The organism is Terrabacter sp. Ter38 (genome assembly GCF_024519435.1).
Classification (GTDB): domain Bacteria; phylum Actinomycetota; class Actinomycetes; order Actinomycetales; family Dermatophilaceae; genus Terrabacter.
Genome location: NZ_JALJRZ010000008.1, coordinates 1 through 18,153, shown reverse-complemented (window position 1 = coordinate 18,153; position 18,153 = coordinate 1). Strand labels below are relative to the sequence as shown.

Below are 18,153 nucleotides of genomic sequence, written 5' to 3'. Positions count from 1 at the left end.
TCGCTCCCGGGTCACCCCGCGTCGCCATCGATCAGCCCAGGGTCGCGCTCGCGTGCGCTGCCGCCTGCGCGGAACCCGGGTGCGCACCGTCGGTGCGAGGTGACAGGCTGACGCCATGGATCTGGGGGCCTACCGGCCGGTGCTGGCCAACCGTGACACCCGCACCGCGCTGCTGCTCGGCTTCCTCATCCGCGTCCCCATGTGGGCTGGCGGGGTCATCCTCACCCTCCACGTCGTGACGTCGCTCGGCCGCAGCTACGGCGCGGCCGGCCTGGTCACGGCCGCCTCGACCGTCGCGGTCGCCGTCTCCGGGCCCTGGCGCGGCCGGCTGCTCGACCGCATCGGCCTGCGGCGCACCGTCGGCCCGTCCCTCGTCGTGCAGGTCGTGTGCTGGTCGATCGCCCCGTGGGTCGGTTACGCCCCGCTCATCGCCTTCGCGGCGCTGGCCGGGCTCTTCGTCGTGCCCACCTTCTCGATCCTGCGCCAGGTCATCATCCGTTCGGTGCCGAGCGAGCAGCGGCGCACCGCCCTGTCGCTCGACTCGTCGGCGACCGAGCTGTCGTTCATGGCAGGCCCTGCCATCGGGGTGTGGCTGGCGACGTCGTGGGACACGTCGTGGGCCCTGCTCGTGTGCGAGCTCGCATCCGTCGCAGCAGGGTTCGTGCTGTGGGTCGTCAACCCACGCCTCACCTCGGACTCCGGCGAAGGTCACTCGCACGGCGACTCGGCCGGGGAGGCAACGACGCACGACGAGCAGGGCGAGGCCGCCCGTGCGGACGCCATCGCCGCCTCGTCCGTCCCCGACGACGCCGCCGCCCCGAGCCGTGCCGTCCGCGGCTTCATCACCGTGCCGGTTGCGGCGGTCTACCTCGCCGCCGCCTGCTCGACGCTCGTCCTCAGCGGCACCGACGTGGGCATCGTCGCTGCCCTGAGGTCCTTCGGGGCCACCGGCTCGATCGGGTGGGTCCTCGCGCTCTGGGGTGCCGGGTCCCTCGTCGGCGGCATCCTCTACGGCGCCTGGCACCGCTCCTTCTCCGTCTTCTGGCTGCTCGGCGGCCTCGCTGCCACGACCGCCCCGGTCGCCCTCGCCGCGGGCGTGCCGAGCTTCGCCGTCCTCATCACGATGTCCGGCTTCCTGTGCGCCCCCACGATCACCGCCACCGTCGAGCAGCTGAGCCGACAGGTCCCGGAGCGGTTCCGCGGCGAGATGATGGGGTGGCACGGCTCGGCCATGACGGCGGGCTCGGCCTTCGGTGCGCCGCTCGCCGGGTTGGCCATCGACCGAGGCGGCTGGCAGTGGGGCTTCGTCGTCGTCTCCGCCCTCGGCGTCCTCATCGCACTCGTCGGCCTGCTCGGGTCGGGGGCCAGCCGCAGGGCGCAGGACCGGCCCAGTGCCGGGGGGCCCTCCGCCGATTCGGAGCACGGCGTCTCGGCTGCTAGCATGGAGCACTGACCAGCCGTCACCCATGCTCCCGCTCCGGCGGAAGCGGGTGACGACGTGCAAGAGAAGCTCGCTTCCACCCGCGCCGACCTCACGGTCGCCGGGTCAAGGTCTGCTCGGCCCGGTGTCCTACGTGGCACCAGTGTCGAGCCGTGTGACGCGACGGCGACCGTCCGGCATACGCGACCCTTGGGCTCCTCGTGCACACACGGGGAGCCCTTTTCTCGTTGTGGTCGCAGCAGGACAGACAGCACCCCGTCTGGTCACATCATTCATCGAACTTAGGAGCACCACATCAGCGAGCCTCGCATCAACGAGCGCATCCGGGTCCCGGAAGTGCGCTTGGTTGGCCCCAACGGCGAGCAGGTCGGCATCGTCCGCGTCGAGGACGCGCTGCGTCTGGCCGAGGAGGCGAACCTCGACCTCGTCGAGGTGGCCCCCATGGCCAAGCCGCCGGTCGCCAAGCTCATGGACTTCGGCAAGTTCAAGTACGAAGCCGCCATGAAGGCACGGGAAGCGCGCAAGAACCAGGTCAACACGGTCATCAAGGAGATCAAGCTCCGTCCGAAGATCGACCCGCACGACTACGGCACGAAGAAGGGCCACGTCGAGCGGTTCCTCAAGGCCGGCGACAAGGTCAAGGTGACGATCATGTTCCGCGGTCGCGAGCAGTCGCGCCCCGAGCTCGGTCGTCGTCTGCTCGAGCGCCTCGCCGAGGACATCGCCGAGCTCGGCTTCGTCGAGTCGGCCCCGAAGCAGGACGGCCGAAACATGATCATGGTGATCGGCCCGACCAAGAAGAAGGCGGAGGCCAAGGCCGAGCAGCGTCGCTCCCGCGAGCAGCACGACCAGCGCGCCACCGGCGAGCCGGCCGCAGCCGGCGAGCACCCGGAGGCCCAGGCCCCGCAGACCGACGAGGCCACCGCCGCCGCCGAGTGATCGGCGGGCGGTGACCCGCCGGAGGCGAGAGCCCCCGGCACGACACACCACGTGCGCCCACTGGCGCACGCAACACGAAGGAGATCGGCCCCCATGCCGAAGATGAAGACGCACAGCGGTGCGAAGAAGCGTTTCCGCCTCACCGGCACCGGCAAGGTCATGCGCGAGCAGGCCGGCGGTCGCCACCTGCTCGAGCACAAGTCGAGCAAGAAGATGCGTTCCATCGCGAGCGACGTCGAGCTCGCCAAGCCGGACGCCAAGAAGGCCAAGAAGCTCCTCGGCAAGTGAGCCGGGACCCCCACCCATCAGCGATTCGCTGAGCAGCCGGGTCTCCGGTAAGCCAGCAGCAGCAAGCACTGCGTCAAGCAGAGAAGGAGTATTCACGTGGCACGCGTGAAGCGGGCGGTCAACGCCCAGAAGAAGCGTCGAGTCGTTCTCGAGCGCGCCAGCGGCTACCGCGGTCAGCGGTCGCGCCTCTACCGCAAGGCCAAGGAGCAGGTCACCCACTCGCTGGGTTACGCCTACCGTGACCGTCGCGCGAAGAAGGGTGACTTCCGTCGCCTCTGGATCCAGCGCATCAACGCCGCGGCTCGCGCCAACGGCATGACGTACAACCGGTTCATGCAGGGCCTCAAGGCCGCCGGTGTCGAGGTCGACCGCAAGATCCTCGCGGACCTCGCCGTCAACGACGCCCCGGCCTTCGCCGCGCTCGTGGAGCTCTCCCGCGCCAACGTCCCGGCCGCTGTCAATGCAGCCGAGGCGAAGGTCGCCGGCGACGCCGCCTGAGCGACGTCGTCCGACGTCACACCAGCATCTCGAGCGTCGGGACACCCCCGTGCTGACCAACCCCCGATCGGATCGGGTCAAGGCGGTGCGGGCGCTGTCCCGGCGCTCGGTGCGTTCCCGCACGGGCGGGTTCCTCGCCGAGGGACCCCAGGCGGTCCGTGAGGCGGTCGCCTTCCGTCCCGAGCTCGTCCGCGACGTCTACGTGACGCCGGAGGCGGCCGACCGGCATCCAGCCATCGTCGAGGCCGCCCGGTCCGCCGAGCTCTGGGTGCACGAGGTGACCTCCGAGGTGCTCGCAGCGATGTGCGACACGGAGTCGCCGCAGGGGATCGCCGCGGTGTGCCGTGTCCTCGACGTGCCGCTGGACACCCTCCTCGCGGCCCTGCCGCCCGACGCGCTCGTGTGCGTGTTGACGAACGTCCGCGACCCCGGCAACGCCGGCACCGTCATCCGAGGCGCCGACGCGGCCGGTGCCGACGCGGTCATCGTCAGCGACGCCAGCGTCGACGTCTACAACAGCAAGGTCGTCCGCTCGACCGTCGGGTCCCTGTGGCACCTGCCGCTCAGCCTCGGCGCGTCCGTCCCCGACATCCTCGCGGCCCTGCGCGAGCGCGGGGTCAGGCTGCTCGCGGCGGACGGCGCGGGCACGACGCTGCTCCACGACGCCGACCTCTCCGGGGCCCACGCCTGGGTCATGGGCAACGAGGCCTGGGGGCTGCCGCAGGCCGTGCGCGACGCCTGCGACGACGTCGTCCGCGTCCCCATCCACGGGCACGCGGAGTCGCTCAACCTCGCCATGGCCGCGACGATCTGTCTCTACGCCTCGGCCGAGGCACGCCGCACGCGCCGCTGACCGGGCCCGTCCGGTGTCTGCGTGACTATCCTCGGGCCATGACCTCCGTCGACGGGAACGGCGCTCGGCTGCCCGGCTCGGCGGCCGAGATGGCTCCCGTCGCGATGATGGGCGAGCTGCTCCCCGACGGGCTCGTCGTCGTCGGAGCCGACCAGCGCATCCGGTTCGCCAACGCCGAGGCGTTGCGCATCCTCGACTGCGACCGTGCCGACCTCGTCGGCCGCACGCTCGAGGCGGGGCTCCCGTTCACCGACAAGTACGGCCGGAACTGGTGGGCCCACACCGACCCGTGGGACGGCCTCGCCAGCCGCGACGGCCACCGCGAGAAGCTGCTCGTCGCGCCCCGGGGCCAGGACGTCCTCGTCACCGCGCGCTACGTGCGGACCCGACCGGGCGGCACGGTCGAGCGGGTCATGCTCGGCCTGCGTGACGCCGAGGCCCGCCAGCGAGCCGAGCGGGACCAGGCGACCGTCCTGTCGACCGTGGCGCACGAGCTGCGGGCGCCGCTGACGTCGGTGACCGGCTTCACGAGCAGCCTGCTGCGCCGGTGGGACCGGTTCACCGACGAGCAGAAGCGCCTCATGATCGAGACGATCGAGGCCGACGCCACCCGCCTGACCCGCCTCATCACCGAGCTGCTCGACATCTCGCGGCTCGACTCCGACAGCCTCAACCTGCGCCGCGGGCCCGTCGACCTGCATGCCCTGCTCACGACCCACGTCGTGCGCTACGAGCTCGGTCGGTCGTCCGGAGTCGTCCAGCTCGGGCTGGGGAAGGCCGCCCTCACGGACGGACTGCCGGAGATGTGGGCCGACACCGACCGTCTCGAGCAGATCTTCTTCAACCTCATCGAGAACGGGCTGCTGCACGGGGCCGGCAAGGTCACGGTGACCCTCGATCGCGGCGGCGCCCTCGGCGAGGCGCCGGAGTCGGTGGTCGTCGAGGTCGACGACGAGGGGGACGGCATACCCCCGTCCGACCGCGAGAAGATCTTCGGGCGCTTCTGGCACGGCCCCTCCAACGCGAGCACGGGCCTCGGACTCTACGTCGTGCGGGGCCTCGTCGAGGCCCACGGCGGCTCCGTGCTCGTCGGCGACAACGACGCCGGCGGCGCGCGCTTCGTCGTGACGCTGCCGGCCGGCCTGCCCGACGTCGTCGGCAGCTGACCCTCCGCTGCGCGGATGGCGCGGCAAACCGGTTCGACGCCGCCCCTAGACTGGGCACCCGCACGAACAGCCACCCGTGAACCCGAGCGAGAGCAGCGAACGCACGCCGATGTCCGGACCCAACACGAACTACGACCCGGTCGAGGTCTCCGCGCTCGACCCGGCGAATCTCGACGCAGCGGTGGAGGACGCCGTCGCGGCCATCGCAGCAGCCACGTCGCTCGACGACCTCAAGGCCGCCCGCATCGCGCACCAGGGTGAGAAGAGCCCGCTGGCGCTCGCCAACCGCGAGATCGGCGCCCTGCCGCCGAGCGCCAAGGCAGAGGCGGGCAAGCGCGTCGGGCAGGCCCGAGGCCGCGTCGGCCAGGCGCTGACCGTCCGACAGGCCGAGCTCGAGGCCGAGCGCGACGAGCGCATCCTCGTGGAGGAGCGCGTCGACGTCACCGTCCCGGCCCTGCGCCGCCCGACCGGCGCGCGACACCCCATCGAGCTCGTCGCCCAGCGACTCGTCGACGCCTTCGTCGGCATGGGATGGGAGGTCGCCGAAGGCCCCGAGCTCGAGAGCGAGTGGCTCAACTTCGACGCGCTCAACCTCGGGCCCGACCATCCTGCCCGGCAGATGCAGGACACCTTCTTCCTCGACCCCGTCGACTCGGGTCTCGTGCTGCGGACCCAGACGTCACCGGTCCAGATCCGCACGATGCTCGAGCAGGAGCCGCCGATCTACGTCGTGGCGCCCGGCAAGGTCTTCCGCACCGACGACCTCGACGCCACGCACACCCCGGTCTTCCACCAGATCGAGTGCCTCGCCATCGACAAGGGCCTGACGATGGCCCACCTGCGCGGCGCGCTCGACGCGTTCGTGCGCATCATGTTCGGCGAAGAGACGCGCACTCGCGTCCGCGCCAACTACTTCCCGTTCACCGAGCCGAGCATGGAGACCGACTTCCTCTGCTTCGCCTGCCACGGCGAGGAGACCTGGGGCAGTGCGGAGCCGTGCCGCACCTGCGGCGGCTCAGGCTGGATCGAGCTGGGCGGCTCCGGCATGGTCAACCGCAAGGTGCTGCGCACCTGCGGCATCGACCCGGACGTGTACTCCGGCTTCGCCTTCGGGCTCGGCATCGAGCGGGCGCTCCAGCTGCGCCACGGGGTCCAGGGGATGCACGACATCGTCGAGGGCGACGTCCGCTTCTCGCAGCAGTTCGGGATGGGGGTCTGACATGCGTATGCCACTGAGCTGGCTCGCGGAGTACACCGACCTCGCGCCCGGGGCCCGGGGTGCCGACGTGGCCGCCAGCCTCGTCCGCGTGGGTCTCGAGGAGGAGGACCTCCACGGCGGCGACATCACCGGTCCGCTCGTCGTCGGCCGGGTCCTGTCCTTCGAGCTCGAGCCGCAGAAGAACGGCAAGACGATCCGCTGGTGCACCGTCGACGTCGGCCAGAACGGCCAGATGCTGACCGAGGGCAAGCACCAGGAGATCGTCTGCGGTGCCCACAACTTCGAGGTCGGCGACCTCGTGGTCTGCGTGCTGCCCGGTGCCGTGCTGCCCGGGGGCTTCGCGATCGCCGCGCGCAAGACGTACGGCCACGTCTCCAACGGGATGATCTGCGCCGAGGACGAGATCGGTCTGGGACACGACCACGAGGGCATCATCGTGCTCAGCCGGCTGCTGGGCGAGGAGCGCGCGGCGACCCTGAGCCCCGGCGACGACGCGATCACCCTCCTCGGGCTCGCTGACGAGACCGTCGAGACGAACGTGACGCCCGACCGCGGCTACTGCTTCTCGGTGCGTGGCCTCGCCCGGGAGTACTGGCACGCGCAGGGCAGCCCCGAGGGCGGCTACCGCGACCCGGCCGACGTCGCGACGCCGGCCGCCACCGCAGGCGGCTACGCGGTCGAGCTCAAGGACGACTCGCCCATCGACGGCAACGACGGGTGCGACCGTTACGTCGCCCGGATCGTGCGCGGCATCGACCCGACCCGGCCGTCGCCGCCCTGGATGAGCAAGCGCCTGACCCAGATGGGCATGCGTCCCATCTCGCTCGCCGTCGACGTCACCAACTACGTCATGCTGGCGGTCGGCCAGCCGCTCCACGCCTTCGACGTCGACCGGCTCTCCGGCTCGGTGGTCGTGCGCCGGGCTCGCGCGGGCGAGATGCTGACGACCCTCGACGACGTCGAGCGCACCCTGCACACCGACGACCTGCTCATCACCGACGGTGGCGAGCAGCCGCTCGCCATCGCCGGCGTCATGGGTGGGGCCTCCTCCGAGGTGTCCGACACGACGACAGACGTGCTCATCGAGGCGGCACACTTCGACCCGACGACCGTGGCGCGCTCATCGCGCCGGCACCGCCTCATCACCGAGGCGTCCAAGCGCTTCGAGCGCGGCGTCGACCCGAAGGTGACCGCGGCCGCCGCCCAGCTCGCCGTCGACCTGCTCGTCGAGCACGGGGGCGGCACCGTCGACGACGCCGTCACCGACGTCGATCGCAGGAGCGAGCGGACGGCATACCGTCTCGACGTCACGGAGCCGGCGCGCATCGTGGGTGTCGACTACCCGCGCGAGCGGGTCGTCGGCATCCTGCGCGACCTCGGCTGTGTGGTCGAGGAGTCCGGCGAGGGCACCGACGACACCCACGTCCTCGTGACCCCGCCGTCGTGGCGCCCCGACCTCGTCGACGCGCCCGACTACGCCGAGGAGGTCGCTCGGATCGACGGCTACAACAACATCCCGTCGATCACGCCGACTCCGAGCGACGGCCGCGGCCTGACCCACGCGCAGAAGGCGCGCCGGGTGGTCGCCGACGCGCTCGCGGGTGCCGGGCTCACCGAGGTCCTCAGCTATCCCTTCGTCTCCGAGGAGCTCGCCGACCAGCTGATGCTGCCGGCAGACGACGACCGTCGTCACGCCGTCCGACTGGCCAACCCGCTGTCGGAGGAGCGGCCGCTGCTGCGCACCTCGGTCCTCGCGAGCCTCGTCGACACGCTGCGACGCAACGTCGCCCGCGGGCGCAAGGACGTCGCGATCTACGAGCTCGGTCTCGTCTTCCGCCCGGGCGGTGCCATCGGCACCGCACCGATCCCGGGAGTCGCTGCGCGACCGGATGCCGAGACGCTCGAGCAGCTGTATGCCGCCGTCCCCGCCCAGCCCCGTCGCGCGGGCATCCTCGCGACCGGACAGGCGGAGCAGGCCGGCTGGTGGGGTCCCGGCCGAGCCGCGGACTGGAGCGACATGGTCGCCGCCGTGCAGACGGTCGCCGCCGCGCTCGCCGTGCCGGTGTCAGTCGCCAACGACCCCGGTCACGCCCCGTGGCACCCTGGCCGCTGCGCCCGGATCACGCTCGCCGACGGCACGCTCGTGGGTCACGCGGGCGAGCTGCACCCCAAGGTGGTCGCCGCCCTCGAGCTGCCGGCGCGCACGGTGGCCGCCGAGTTCGATGTCGACGTGCTCGTCGCCGCCAGCTCCGAGCCCGTCCAGGCGCGGCCGTTCTCGACGTTCCCGCCGGCGATGACCGACATCGCGCTGCTCGTCGGGGTCGACGTCGCTGCTGCCGATGTCGAGACGGCCCTGCGCTCCGGCGCGGGGGAGTCACTCGAGTCGGTCACGCTGTTCGACGTCTACGAGGGTGAGCGCATCGAGGCCGGGCACCGTTCGCTGGCCTACCGCCTCACCTTCCGGGCACCCGACCGCACGCTGACGACCGACGAGGTCAACGACTTCCGCGACGCGGCCGTCGCGGCGGCAGCCGCAGCCACGGGAGCCGTCCAGCGTTGAGAGCCTGCATGCACGAATATGCATGAGCGTGTATAGTCATGCATCGTGATCAGGGCAGCAGTGGCGGGGGCGAGCGGCTACGCCGGAGGAGAGATCCTCCGGCTGCTGCTCGCCCACCCGCAGTTCGAGGTCGGCGCCGTCACGGCGGCCAGCAGTGCGGGTGAACGACTCGGGGGCGTCCACCCGCACCTGGTCCCCCTCGCGGACCGCGTGCTCGAGGCGACCAGCCTCGAGACGCTCTCCGGCCACGACGTCGTCTTCCTCGCGCTGCCGCACGGTCACTCGGGCGCGCTGGCCGCGGAGCTTCCCGACTCGGTCGTCGTCATCGACTGCGGGGCCGACTTCCGGCTCGAGTCCGAGTCGGCGTGGACCACCTTCTACGACACGGCGTATGCCGGCTCGTGGCCGTACGGTCTCCCGGAGCTCCCCGGACCGGCGGGCTCCGTGCAACGCGAACGGCTCGCCGGCGCGCGCCGCATCGCCGTGCCGGGCTGCTACCCGACGGGCATCTCGCTCGCGCTGGCGCCCGGCTTCGCGGCCGGGCTCCTCGACCCCGAGGACGTCGTCGTCGTGGCCGCCTCCGGGACGTCCGGTGCCGGCAAGTCGCTCAAGCCCCACCTGCTCGGCAGCGAGGTGATGGGTTCGATGACCCCGTACGGCGTCGGAGGCGGCCACCGGCACACGCCGGAGATCGAGCAGAACCTCTCCCGGGCAGCGGGCGAGCCCGTCACGGTCTCCTTCACGCCGACCCTGGCACCGATGCCACGCGGCATCCTCGCGACGTGCACGGCACGGCTGCGGCCCGGCACCGATGCGTCGTCCGTGCGCGCGGCCTGGGAGACGGCCTACGCCGACGAGCCCTTCGTCCACCTCCTGCCCGAGGGCGCCTGGCCCGCCACGGCCTCGGTCGTGGGCAGCAACCACGTGCAGCTGCAGGTGACCGTCGACGAGCGGCTCGGCCGTGTCGTCGTGGTGTCGGCCATCGACAACCTCACCAAGGGCACTGCCGGCGCCGCCGTGCAGTGCGCCAACCTCGCCCTGGGTCTCGAGGAGACCCTGGGCCTCCCGATCGCAGGAGTCGCCCCGTGAGTGGCCCCCCGCCCGTCCACCTGCCCGCGGGCTTCCGCGCGGCCGGCGTCACCGCGGGCCTCAAGGCGAGCGGCACCCCCGACCTCGCCCTCGTCGTCAACGACGGTCCGGACCGCCACGCGGCGGCCGTCTTCACGACCAACCGCGTCGAGGCCGCGCCGGTCACGTGGTCGCGCCAGGTCGTCGCCGACGGCCGGGTCGACGCCGTCGTCCTCAACTCCGGGGGCGCCAACGCCTGCACCGGCGCCCCGGGCTTCCTCGACACCCACCGCACGGCCGAGCACGTGGCGGAGGTGCTCGGTGTCTCGGCGGGCGACGTCGTCGTCTGCTCGACGGGCCTCATCGGCGAGCTGCTCCCGATGGACAAGGTCCTCGGCGGTGTCGAGGCCGCCGCCAGCGCCCTGTCCACGGAGGGCCACGAGGCGGCCGCCGTCGCCATCAAGACGACCGACACGGTGCACAAGGTGTCGACGCACCGGGGCGCCGGCTGGTCGGTGTCCGGCATGGCCAAGGGCGCCGGCATGCTCGCCCCGGCGCTGGCGACGATGCTCGTCGTCGTGACGACCGATGCCGTCGTCGACCAGGGAGACCTCGACGCCGCCCTGCGGGCCGCGACGTCCGTCTCTTTCGACCGCATCGACTCCGACGCGTGCATGTCGACCAACGACACCGTCGTCGTCCTCGCATCGGGGGCCTCCGGCACCGCCGTGGAGCGGGACGAGCTGACCGAGGGCCTCGGGGCCGTCTGCTCGGACCTCGCCCGCCAGCTCATCGCCGACGCCGAGGGCGCGGCGCACGACATCGCCATCGAGGTCGTCGGCGCGGCGAGCGTCGCCGACGCCCTCGAGGTGGGGCGGTCGGTGGCCCGCAACAACCTCTTCAAGTGCGCGATCTTCGGCAACGACCCCAACTGGGGCCGTGTGCTCGCGGCCGTCGGCACGACGCAGGCCGCCTTCGACCCGGCGACTCTCGACGTGTCGATGAACGGCGTCCAGGTGTGCCGCGGCGGTGGCGTCGGGGAGGATCGCACCCTCGTCGACCTCGCCCCGCGTGAGGTCCACGTCCTCGTCGACCTGCACGCAGGCCCCGAGACCGCGACGATCTGGACGAACGACCTGACCCACGACTACGTCCACGAGAACTCGGCCTACAGCACATGAGCACCACGAGCACCCGCCCGGAACAGCCCGCTGACCTCCGGGGCCTCATCGACGCGGCGGCCATCCGCGTCGCCGCGGGCAAGGCCGCCACGCTCGTCGAGGCCCTGCCCTGGCTCGAGCGGTTCCGCGGGGCGCTCGTCGTCGTCAAGTACGGCGGCAACGCCATGGTCGACGACGATCTCAAGGCCGCCTTCGCCGAGGACGTCGCGTTCCTCCGGTACGCCGGCCTGCGCCCCGTCGTCGTGCACGGCGGCGGCCCCCAGATCAAGGCGATGCTCGAGCGGGTCGGGCTCGAGAGCGAGTTCAGGGGAGGCCTGCGCGTCACGACGCCCGAGGTCATGGACGTCGTGCGGATGGTGCTGACCGGTCAGGTCGGGCGCGAGCTCGTCGGCCTGCTCAACCAGCACGGTCCCATCGCGGTGGGCCTGTCCGGCGAGGACGCGGCCCTGCTCGGCGCGCGGCGCCGCGGCACGGTCGTCGACGGCGAGGAGGTCGACCTGGGCCTCGTCGGCGACGTCGAGAGCGTCAACCCGTCCGCCATCATCGACATCCTCGACGCCGGCCGCGTGCCCGTGGTCTCCACCGTGGCCCCCGACCTCGACGTCGAGGGGCAGGTGCTCAACGTCAACGCCGACACCGCCGCTGCGGCGATCGCGATCGCTCTCGGGGCCGAGAAGCTCGTCGTCCTGACCGACGTCGAGGGCATCTACGCCGACTGGCCCGACCGGGGGTCGCTGCTCTCGACCATCACGGTCAGCGCGGCCCGGGAGCTGCTCTCGCGCGTCGACCACGGCATGGTGCCCAAGCTCGAGGCCTGCATCCGTGCGGTCGAGGGCGGCGTGCCCCAGACCCACGTCGTCGACGGCCGCAAGCCGCACTCGATCCTGCTCGAGATCTTCACCGACGAAGGGATCGGCACCATGGTCCTGCCCGACATCACCGGCTCCGAGCCGACGCCACCGCGCACACCCGGACCGCCCGCGACCGAGGAGGACTCATGACTGCGGGGAGCGACCTGCTCGGCCGCTACGCCGGCTCGATGGTCCAGGTCTTCGGCACGCCCCAGCTCGTCCTCGCCTCCGGGCACGGCTGCTGGGTGACCGACGTCGACGGCAAGCGCTACCTCGACCTGCTGTCCGGCATCGCCGTCAACGCCCTCGGCCACGGCCACCCGGCGCTCGTGCAGGCGGTGACGAAGCAGGCCGAGTCGGCCATCCACGTGTCGAACTTCTTCACGTCCGAGCCGGCGATCGCGCTCGCCGAGCGCATCCTCGGGGTCGCAGCGGCGCCCGAGGGCTCCGGCGTCTTCTTCGCCAACTCCGGCACCGAGGCCACCGAGGCCGCGATCAAGCTGTCCCGGCGCACGGGTCGGACCCGGATGGTCGCGCTCGAGGGGTCCTTTCACGGCCGGTCCACCGGGGCGCTGGCCCTGACCCACAAGGCCGCCTACCGCGAGCCCTTCGAGCCGCTGATCCCCGAGGTCGTGTTCGTCCCGCCGAACGACGGTGACGCCCTGCGTGCGGCCGTCGACGACACGACGGCAGCGGTCTTCGTCGAGCCGCTCCAGGGCGAGGCAGGCGTCCGCGAGCTGTCGTCCGACTACCTCCGCCTCGCCCGCGAGGCGACCTCGGCCCACGGTGCACTCCTCGTCGTCGACGAGATCCAGACCGGCATCGGCCGCACCGGCGGCTGGTTCGCTCACCAGCAGTCAGGCATCGTCCCGGACGCCATGACGCTGGCCAAGGGCCTCGGCGGTGGCGTGCCGATCGGCGCGCTCGTCACCTTCGGTCCCGACGTCACCGCCCTGCTCTCCGCGGGCCAGCACGGCACGACCTTCGGCGGCAACCCGCTCGCGTGCGCGGCGGGCCTCGCCGTCCTCGACACGATCGAGCGCGACCACCTGCTCGACCACGTCCGCGACGTCGCCGCGCTGCTGGACGACGTCGAGATCGAGGGCGTGAGCGGCACGCGCGGACGCGGCCTGCTGCGGGCGATCGAGCTGGACGGCATACCTGCTCCGGCCGTCATGGCCGCCGCCCGCGACGCGGGCTTCATCGTCAACGCCGTGACTCCGACCGCGCTGCGCCTGGCGCCGCCGCTCGTCATCTCGGCTGACGAGCTCCAGAGCTTCCTCGACGCCCTGCCGGCGATCCTCGAGGCCGCTCGAGCGGCGGGGGAGTCGACGCCGTGAGTCGGACCCAGCGCCAGCGCCGCATCGCCGCTCTGCTCGGCGCCCACGAGGTGCACAGCCAGGGCGAGCTGTCCGACCTCCTCGCCGCCGAGGGCACCGAGGTGACGCAAGCGACGCTCTCCCGTGACCTCGTCGAGCTCGGCGCCGTCAAGGTGAGGCGCGGTCGCGCCCTCGCGTATGCCGTCCCCGGGGAGGGAGGTGAGGTGGCTGCCGTCGGGTCCATCGGTGACCCCGCCTCGGCGCGCCTTCGCCGCACGTGCGAGGAGCTGCTCGTGTCGGCCGCGGCGGCCGTCAACCTCGTCGTGCTGCGCACCCCTCCGGGCGCGGCCAACTACCTCGCGTCGGCCATCGACCAGACCCGCGACCCCGAGGTGGTCGGCACGATCGCCGGCGACGACACCATCCTGCTCGTCACCGGCAGCGCCGAGCGAGCGAGCGCCGTGGCCGAACGGCTACAGGCCCTCGCCGGCACGCGAGACTGAGACCCACGGCAGCTGCCGACGCCTGACGCACCCCACCCACGAGGAGAACCCCGCGATGACCGAGCCCACCCACCCGAGCTCCACCGACGGTCCCGAGGGGGTGGAGGGTGCGCCGGGCTCCGCGACCGCGCCGGCCGAACGCGTGAGCCTGTGGGGCGGGCGTTTCGCCGGCGGTCCCGACCAGGCCCTGGCCGCGTTGTCCAAGAGCACCCACTTCGACTGGCGGCTCGCGCCGCACGACATCGCCGGGTCCCGCGCCCACGCCCGGGTGCTCTTTTCTGCCGGGCTGCTCTCCGACGAGCACCTCCGGGCGATGCTCGACGGTCTGGACCGGCTCGAGGCCGACGTCGTGTCGGGCGCCTTCACGCCCGCGGAGGACGACGAGGACGTCCACACGGCGCTCGAGCGCGGCCTCATCGAGCGCGTCGGCACCGACGTCGGCGGGCGGCTGCGCGCCGGCCGGTCCCGCAACGACCAGGTGGCCACGCTCTTCCGGATGTACCTGCGTGAGCACGCTCGCGTCGTCGGAGGCCTCGTCCTCGACGTCGTCGACGCCCTCGTGTCGCAGGCCGACCGCCACCTCGGCGTCGCCATGCCGGGGCGCACGCACCTGCAGCACGCCCAGCCGGTCCTCCTGTCGCACCACCTCCTGGCCCACGCCTGGGCGCTGCTGCGCGACGTCGACCGGCTGCGCGACTGGGACGTCCGCGCGAACGCCTCGCCCTACGGGTCCGGCGCCCTCGCCGGGTCCTCGCTCGGTCTGGACCCCGAGGCCGTGGCTCACGACCTCGGTTTCGCCCACGCCGTCGAGAACTCCATCGACGGCACCGCCTCGCGCGACTTCGTGGCCGAGTTCTCCTTCGTCTCCGCGATGACCGCTGTCGACATCTCCCGGATCGCCGAGGAGGTCGTCATCTGGGCGACGAAGGAGTTCTCCTTCGTCACGCTGCACGACTCGTACTCGACGGGGTCGAGCATCATGCCGCAGAAGAAGAACCCCGACGTGGCCGAGCTGGCGCGCGGCAAGGCCGGCCGTCTCGTGGGCGACCTCGCCGGGCTGCTGACGACCCTCAAGGCGCTGCCGCTCGCCTACAACCGTGACCTCCAGGAGGACAAGGAGCCGGTCTTCGACGCCGTCGACACGCTCGAGGTCCTGCTCCCCGCGTTCTCGGGCATGGTCGACACCCTCGTCTTCGACACCGAGCGCCTCGGGTCCCTCGCGCCGCAGGGTTTCGCCCTGGCCACCGACATCGCCGAGTGGCTCGTGCGCCAGGGCGTCCCGTTCCGCGTCGCTCACGAGGTGGCCGGCGCGTGCGTCCGCGAGTGCGAGCCGCGCGGCATCGAGCTGTGGGACCTCACCGACGAGGACTTCGCCCGGATCAGCGAGCACCTGACGCCCGACGTGCGGTCGGTCCTCTCGGTCGAGGGTTCCCTGGCTTCGCGGGACGCTCTGGGCGGGACCGCGCCGGTCCGGGTCACCGAGCAGCTGGTGCTCGCGCGCGAGCGTCTCGCCGAGGCCCGGACGTGGACGTGGGCGACCGTCTGACCCTGCCGTTAGCGTGTCGTCGGTGAGCCCCGAGGACACCCGCCTGCCGCGTTCGTTCTTCGCCAGGCCGTCCGTCGAGGTCGCGCCCGACCTGCTCGGGCGGCACCTGGCGTTCGGCGGCGTCGTGCTGCGCCTGACCGAGCTCGAGGCGTATGCCGGCGCACTCGACCCCGGGTCGCACGCCTATCGCGGTGAGACGCCGCGCACGCAGCCGATGTTCGGACCACCCGGGTTCACCTACGTGTACTTCACCTACGGCCACCACTGGTGCGTCAACCTCGTCGTCGGCGAGCAGGGAGCGGCATCGGCCGTGCTCGTGCGGGCCGGTGAGGTCGTCGCCGGCCATGACCTCGTCCGGTCCCGGCGAGGGCCGGTGCGCGAGCGCGACTGGGCACGTGGTCCGGGCCGGCTCGGGCAGGCGCTCGCGATGACGAAGGAGCACACCGGCCTCGACTTCTGCCGACCCCCGGTGGGGGAGCCGATCGACCTCGTCGTGTCCGAGGGTGAGCCGACTCCTCCGGAGCGCGTCGGCGTCGGCCCCCGCGTCGGCGTCAGCGGCCCGGGTGGTGACGGCACGGTCTACCCGTGGCGCTTCTGGGTCGACGGTGACCCGAACGTCTCGACCTACCGGCCGGGCGTCGTCCGGCGCCGACGAGGGTGAGGCCCGTGTCGAGGTGGTTCTTCGCGAGGCCGGTTCTCGACGTGGCCGCCGACCTGCTCCGGCCGCACGTACGGCGGGGTCACGGTGCGCGTCACCGAGACGGAGGCGTATGCCGGACGGGACGGTCGTGCGCGCCCGGCGACCTGTGGGCGTGAGCGGCTCCGGTGGCGACGGCAGATCCCACCCGTGGCGCTACTGGATCGACGCGGAGCGACGACCGTCTCGCCGTACCGTCCGGAGGTCGCCGGCCACCGCTCGTGACACTTGCCGTGCGGGACCCGGTGGTACTCGGTGGCCGGGGTGCGGCGGCATACGGCAGGCTGTGTGCCGGTGGGCAGGGAGCCCATCGGGACGAGAGGACACCGATACCCGTGACGGATATCTTCGACGAGCTGCAGTGGCGCGGCCTGGTGGCACAGACCACCGACGAGGCGGCGCTGCGCGAAGCACTCGCGGAGGGGCCCCTCACGCTGTATTGCGGCTTCGACCCGAGCGCGCCGTCGTTGCACTTCGGCAACTTCGTCCAGCTCTCGGTCATGCGACGGATGCAGGTTGCCGGGCACCACGTCATCTGTCTCGTCGGCGGGTCCACAGGACTCATCGGTGACCCGAAGCCCGACGCGGAGCGCGTGCTGCAGGACAAGGACACCATCGCGTCCGCGGTGAGCCGGATCCAGCAGCTCGTCGGGCCGCTGCTCGACTTCGAGGGCGAGAACGCCGCGGTGCTCGTCAACAACCTCGACTGGACGGCGCCGATGAGCGCCCTCGACTTCCTGCGCGACGTCGGGCGGCACTTCCGCGTCAACCAGATGATCCGCAAGGAGGCGGTGGCGCGCCGGCTCGAGAGCGACCAGGGGATCTCCTACACGGAGTTCAGCTACCAGATGCTCCAGGCGCTCGACTACCTCGAGCTGTACCGGAGCCGAGGCTGCACCCTCCAGATCGGTGGCAGCGACCAGTGGGGCAACATCACGGCCGGCGTCGACCTGGTCCACCGGGTCGAGGGCACGTCGGTGCACGCCCTCGCGACGCCGTTGCTCGTCGACTCGACGGGCCGCAAGTTCGGCAAGTCGGAGGGCAACGCGGTGTGGCTGAGCGCCGACATGACGAGCCCCTACGTCTTCTACCAGTACTTCCTCAACGTCGAGGACGCATCGGTCATCAGCATGCTCAAGGCGCTGTCGGACCGGTCCCGCGACGAGATCACCGAGCTCGAGCGGCAGGTGGCGCAGGAGCCGTTCCGCCGTGCGGCGCAGAAGGCACTCGCCGCGGACGTCACGACGCTCGTCCACGGAGCCGACGCCACGGCCTCGGTCCAGGCGGCCTCCGAGGCACTCTTCGGCAAGGGCGACCTGACCGGTCTGGACGCGTCGACCCTGAGGGACGCCACGGCCGAGCTGCCCGGCGCTACCGTGTCCGTGGGGACGTCGGTCGTCGACGCCCTCGTGGCGGTCGGGCTCGTCGACTCGCGCAACGCGGCGCGGCGGGCGATCGGTGACGGCGGAGCCTCGCTCAACAACGTCAAGCTGACCGACCCGGAGCGGGTCCTGGGTGAGGGCGACTTCCTGCACGGCAGCGTCGCCGTCATCAAGCGGGGTCGCCGCAACCTGGCGGCGGCGCGACGCACCTGAGACCCTGCGCGGGTCGGGGCCGGGCGGTGCTCGAGCTCGGCTCGAACGACGTGTCCGCACGTGCGTGGCGGGGCGGATCCCATTGGGCGACAACGTGATCCGCCCCTTCGTCATGGAGCGGACACCCGTGGGCCAGCGGATTTGTGTTTCTCCGGAGGGCCGGGTTACTGTTCTCTTCGTCAGCCCGACAGGGAGCACCGGACACCACCGCCGAGCGAGTCATCGCGACGCGAAGCAGGCCGGCCCCGGGGGTGACCGAACGTCTGAAGTGCTCGACCTGATCGGGTAGCTTCGGAGAGCAGGACCGCTGACACCAAGCGGGTCGGATCCGGTCGTCCTGGAGGACGGTTCGCGGGTTTGACTCGGTGGGGTGTGGCGGGTAAGTTTGAAGGGTTGCCCCGGAGGTCTCCTCGTTGAGGTGGTTGATGG

The 18,153-nt window shown here is 72.0% G+C and carries 16 protein-coding genes; all 16 read left to right on the top strand.

What is annotated here, in order from left to right; all coding sequences use genetic code 11:
* The first annotated feature begins 115 nt into the window (after nucleotides 1-115).
* The gene (locus NR112_RS16020; protein WP_256795310.1) at nucleotides 116-1,453 is read left to right on the top strand and encodes an MFS transporter; all 1,338 of its coding nucleotides are present in this window, start codon (nucleotides 116-118) and stop codon (nucleotides 1,451-1,453) included.
* A 330-nt stretch (nucleotides 1,454-1,783) separates the two neighbouring features.
* A complete protein-coding gene (gene infC, locus NR112_RS16015) occupies nucleotides 1,784-2,380 on the top strand; it encodes a translation initiation factor IF-3 (RefSeq protein WP_374512643.1) in 597 nt (198 codons plus the stop codon).
* Between the two features lie 93 nt (nucleotides 2,381-2,473).
* Nucleotides 2,474-2,668: a 50S ribosomal protein L35 gene (gene rpmI, locus NR112_RS16010; RefSeq protein ID WP_256795309.1), complete on the top strand. Its 195-nt coding sequence runs from the start codon at nucleotides 2,474-2,476 to the stop codon at nucleotides 2,666-2,668.
* A 96-nt stretch (nucleotides 2,669-2,764) separates the two neighbouring features.
* On the top strand, nucleotides 2,765-3,166 hold the full coding sequence (gene rplT / locus NR112_RS16005; protein ID WP_020144696.1) for a 50S ribosomal protein L20: 402 nt from the start codon (nucleotides 2,765-2,767) through the stop codon (nucleotides 3,164-3,166).
* A 49-nt stretch (nucleotides 3,167-3,215) separates the two neighbouring features.
* A complete protein-coding gene (locus NR112_RS16000; RefSeq protein ID WP_256795308.1) occupies nucleotides 3,216-4,019 on the top strand; it encodes an RNA methyltransferase in 804 nt (267 codons plus the stop codon).
* 38 nt (nucleotides 4,020-4,057) lie between these two features.
* Nucleotides 4,058-5,185: an ATP-binding protein gene (locus tag NR112_RS15995; protein ID WP_256795307.1), complete on the top strand. Its 1,128-nt coding sequence runs from the start codon at nucleotides 4,058-4,060 to the stop codon at nucleotides 5,183-5,185.
* Between the two features lie 109 nt (nucleotides 5,186-5,294).
* Nucleotides 5,295-6,404, top strand: a complete 1,110-nt coding sequence (pheS, locus tag NR112_RS15990; RefSeq protein ID WP_256795470.1) for a phenylalanine--tRNA ligase subunit alpha — start codon at nucleotides 5,295-5,297, stop codon at nucleotides 6,402-6,404.
* 1 nt (nucleotide 6,405) lies between these two features.
* Complete coding sequence (pheT, locus tag NR112_RS15985) at nucleotides 6,406-8,964, top strand: phenylalanine--tRNA ligase subunit beta (RefSeq protein WP_256795306.1); 2,559 nt, start codon at nucleotides 6,406-6,408, stop codon at nucleotides 8,962-8,964.
* Nucleotides 8,965-9,009: 45 nt separating this feature from the next.
* Nucleotides 9,010-10,053 (top strand): N-acetyl-gamma-glutamyl-phosphate reductase, encoded by a 1,044-nt coding sequence (gene argC, locus NR112_RS15980; RefSeq protein ID WP_256795305.1) that lies wholly within the window; start codon nucleotides 9,010-9,012, stop codon nucleotides 10,051-10,053.
* Nucleotides 10,050-11,213, top strand: coding sequence for a bifunctional glutamate N-acetyltransferase/amino-acid acetyltransferase ArgJ (argJ, locus tag NR112_RS15975; protein WP_256795304.1), 1,164 nt, complete (start codon nucleotides 10,050-10,052; stop codon nucleotides 11,211-11,213). The genes argC and argJ overlap by 4 nt, the downstream gene beginning before the upstream one ends.
* Nucleotides 11,210-12,214 (top strand): acetylglutamate kinase, encoded by a 1,005-nt coding sequence (gene argB / locus NR112_RS15970; protein ID WP_256795303.1) that lies wholly within the window; start codon nucleotides 11,210-11,212, stop codon nucleotides 12,212-12,214. Before argJ ends, argB begins: the two co-directional genes overlap by 4 nt.
* Nucleotides 12,211-13,404 (top strand): acetylornithine transaminase, encoded by a 1,194-nt coding sequence (locus NR112_RS15965; protein WP_256795302.1) that lies wholly within the window; start codon nucleotides 12,211-12,213, stop codon nucleotides 13,402-13,404. The genes argB and NR112_RS15965 overlap by 4 nt, the downstream gene beginning before the upstream one ends.
* Nucleotides 13,401-13,886, top strand: coding sequence for an arginine repressor (gene argR / locus NR112_RS15960; RefSeq protein ID WP_256795301.1), 486 nt, complete (start codon nucleotides 13,401-13,403; stop codon nucleotides 13,884-13,886). The genes NR112_RS15965 and argR overlap by 4 nt, the downstream gene beginning before the upstream one ends.
* Before the next feature lie 55 nt (nucleotides 13,887-13,941).
* Nucleotides 13,942-15,432 carry an argininosuccinate lyase gene (gene argH, locus NR112_RS15955; protein WP_256795300.1) on the top strand — a complete coding sequence of 497 codons (1,491 nt, stop codon included), beginning with the start codon at nucleotides 13,942-13,944 and terminating at the stop codon, nucleotides 15,430-15,432.
* Between the two features lie 22 nt (nucleotides 15,433-15,454).
* The gene (locus NR112_RS15950) at nucleotides 15,455-16,093 is read left to right on the top strand and encodes a DNA-3-methyladenine glycosylase (RefSeq protein WP_256795299.1); all 639 of its coding nucleotides are present in this window, start codon (nucleotides 15,455-15,457) and stop codon (nucleotides 16,091-16,093) included.
* A 371-nt stretch (nucleotides 16,094-16,464) separates the two neighbouring features.
* Nucleotides 16,465-17,724: a tyrosine--tRNA ligase gene (gene tyrS, locus NR112_RS15945; protein ID WP_256795298.1), complete on the top strand. Its 1,260-nt coding sequence runs from the start codon at nucleotides 16,465-16,467 to the stop codon at nucleotides 17,722-17,724.
* Nucleotides 17,725-18,153 lie beyond the last annotated feature (429 nt).